Here is a 3411-nt window from a genome sequence, read left to right as displayed (position 1 = left end):
TATAAAGAGTCATTATTACAAAACTAGCAATAATGTTGGCAAGTGGTTACATTTTAAACTGCCGTTTCATGCATTTTTTGCTTGCCAAATACAGTCCAAGAGTACAGAATGATTCAACTGTCAAAAGAGCAGGATGAACTTTGGCTTGAAAAGCTTGAAAATAAAGAAGCGAAGGTTATACGGCTGCTAAAATATAATCTTGATTGGAGCAATTGGATGCAGCGGGATATTGAAGAAACCGCCCATAAAGCAGAATCAATCAGAAGGCAGCTTGGCAGAAAGAATTTGCCGATTATCAATATATATGTGACAGAATACCCTCCTGTTGATGATTACGAATTTCGGATTTCAGTACCATATATGCTTGAGGGAGGGAAAGCAGCTGTTCAAACGCTGATTATTGATTCAAGAAATCCGGATAGCATAAAGCAAATTGAAGAAGCTTTTTATATTCCGCTTACGCTCCATGAAGGGGAATTTACTGAAGCAGATGCTGATGAGCTCAAACATATAGCTCTTTCAAATGCAGTTAATAAAGCAAAAAAGGAAAAGGCGCTATTTAATTTCGGAAAGCCTTTTTTCACTTATATTTTTGTTTTTATTCAAGTAGCTATGTATTTGTTTATGGAATGGAAAGGCGGGAGTACGGACACCTCCACGCTAATTAAGTATGGCGCTAAATTCAACCCGCTAATCTTAGATGGGGAATGGTGGCGTTTCTTTACGCCAATAGTGCTTCATATCGGGATTCTGCATTTATTAATGAACACTCTGGCACTGTTTTATCTGGGTTCTGCAGTGGAAAGAGTCTACGGAAATATTAGGTTCTTATTTATCTATCTTTTAGCAGGGTTTGGGGGTACTTTAGCCAGTTTTATATTTAGTCCAACCCTGTCAGCAGGTGCAAGTGGTGCTATTTTTGGCTGTTTTGGTGCACTATTATATTTTGGGTTTATTTATCCAAAGCTCTTCTTCAGGACAATGGGATTTAATATTATTATTGTCCTGGGAATAAACCTGGCCTTTGGATTTACACTCCCCGGCATAGACAATGCGGGCCATATCGGAGGGCTGATTGGCGGTTTTCTTGCCACTGGGATTGTTCATTTTCCAAAGAGGAGAAAAGCATGGGTTCAGCTGCTGTTTTTAGTTCTATCAGTCAGCTTGGCAGCAGGCTTATTAAAATATGGATTTAGTGAACCTGGAAAACTGATGAATGATCAGACAGCGATTGTCATGGCACAGGAATATATTAAAACGGAGGATTACGAGAAAGCGAGCACATTCCTTGCTGACTTTATACAAGATAAAGGTGCTACAGCCGAAGCTTATTTTCTGCTCTCCTATGCTGAAATAAAACAAGGAAACCTTCAGGATGCGAAAGAACATCTGAAGTACGTAATTGAAGAAAAAGCATCTTTCCATGAAGCACACTATAACCTGGCGCTTATCTATTTAGAAGAAGAAAACGCAGCTAAAGCAAAGCAGCATGCCCAAAAAGCGGCTGAGTTAAATCCGAAGCAGAAGGAATATCAGCAGCTAATAGAGCAAATATCAGAATAGGAAACTTCAGTCCGGCAATAAACATAGTAATTTAAGAAATGTTTTTTCTTTTGGCTCTTTTCGTAAAGGCGAACTTAGTTTAATCAACGGACGGATTCTTAAGTAAAACAACAGTTTATGAGAAAAGAGCCCTTCTTTTAAGTACTAGGAAAAACCAAAGCTATTTAAGAATTATACTGCTCGGTGGTATGATTTTTTTTTTGCATGTCTATGCTGTTGAATAGTATGCAAGGAAAAGAATGGCATAGATAGCTGAGGTGTGGATTTTGGAGCAGGTTAGACGTGAGCCTGTAAAGGTGTCGCTTAAAGAAAATATTGCCTACTTAAGAGAGGCTCTTGGTGTAGAAAAAAGCTTTGATGTTATTCAGCTTGATGTTGAATATGCCGAGAGAGAAATGGCCCTTTATTTGGTAGATGGTTTTGTAAAAGATGATATTTTGCACTATTTGATGAAAATGCTGGCAGGACTGGACAAAGATCAATTGGAAGGGGACACCCTTTCAAGGCTTATTAAAACGTATATTCCTTATGTTGAGGTTGAAACAAGCGATGACTTAAATAAAGTAGTGGATATGGTGCTGGCTGGTCCTACTGCCCTGGTTGTAGATGGAGTGGATAAAGCCATTCTGATTGATGCACGAACCTACCCTGTAAGGGGCCCTCAGGAACCGGATATTGAGAGGGTTGTCCGCGGTTCGAGGGACGGTTTTGTAGAAACCCTCGTTTTTAATACGGCCTTAACTCGCAGAAGGATAAGGGATCGCACTCTTCGTATGGAATATATGCAAGTAGGGCGGCGGTCCAAAACGGATATTGTTGTCAGTTATATTGAAGACATAGCAGACCCGGAGATGGTGGAGAAAATAAAAGAATCCCTTTCCAAGATTGATACCGATGGCCTTCCCATGGCTGAAAAATCCATTGAGGAATTTATTTCAGGACGTCATTGGAATCCATATCCAATGGTTAGGTATACGGAGAGGCCGGATACAGCAGCAACCCATCTTTATGAAGGCCATGTTTGTATTATAGTGGATGGGTCGCCTAGTGTCATTATTACTCCAACTACATTCTGGCATCATTTACAGCATGCAGAGGAATACAGGAATAAACCTCTTGTAGGTGCGTATTTGCGGTTTGTGCGCTTTTTGGCTGTTTGGGCATCAATTTTTCTTTTGCCGCTATGGTATCTATTTGCTGTTGAACCGCAGCTGCTTCCTGATGCCTTATCATATATTGGACCAAACGAAACAGGCCAGCTGCCACTAGTTGCTCAGTTTCTTATGATTGAAGTGGGGCTGGATATGCTGCGTATGGCTGCAATCCATACGCCATCTGCACTTGCCACGGCCCTTGGGCTGGTGGCAGCATTGATGATTGGGCAGGTTGCAGTTGAAGTTGGTTTATTCATTAATGAGGTCATTCTCTACTTGGCGATAGCAGCGATTGGTACTTTTTCAACACCTAGCTATGAAATGAGCCTGGCAAATCGGCTTATCAGAATTGGGCTGCTTATTGCAACAAGTATGTTCCATACATACGGATATGTTATTGGAATTGTACTGCTCATTATTATGCTGTCAAGAATGAAATCGTTTGGAGTGCCGTATTTATGGCCATTTATTCCTTTCAACCTCAGGGCATTCCGGGATGTATTGGTCAGATCTCCAATTCCGTTAAAGAACAGGCGTCCTCGCTTCCTGCATCCAAAAGATCCCGACCGATAGACCTTTCTTTGGAAACCCTCCCTGGTATTAGACTGCACCCCTTATAGTAGATGTTGAAAAACCCACAGTTGGGCAACATTGACTTAAGGGGTGATTTTTTATGGCAAAAAAAGGACAAAGG

Annotated in this window: 2 protein-coding genes; both read left to right on the top strand. The window is 40.9% G+C overall.

Annotated elements, in window-relative coordinates:
- The first annotated feature begins 108 nt into the window (after window positions 1-108).
- Entirely contained in the window at window positions 109-1563 is a 1455-nt protein-coding gene (locus L634_RS0128295) for a rhomboid family intramembrane serine protease (protein WP_084029056.1), read from the top strand.
- A 266-nt stretch (window positions 1564-1829) separates the two neighbouring features.
- Window positions 1830-3290, top strand: coding sequence for a spore germination protein (locus L634_RS0128290; RefSeq protein WP_026585280.1), 1461 nt, complete (start codon window positions 1830-1832; stop codon window positions 3288-3290).
- Window positions 3291-3411 lie beyond the last annotated feature (121 nt).

It is taken from the genome of Bacillus sp. J33 (assembly GCF_000518885.1).
GTDB lineage: Bacteria > Bacillota > Bacilli > Bacillales > Cytobacillaceae > Cytobacillus.
This window is presented reverse-complemented; position numbering and strand designations above follow the sequence as displayed.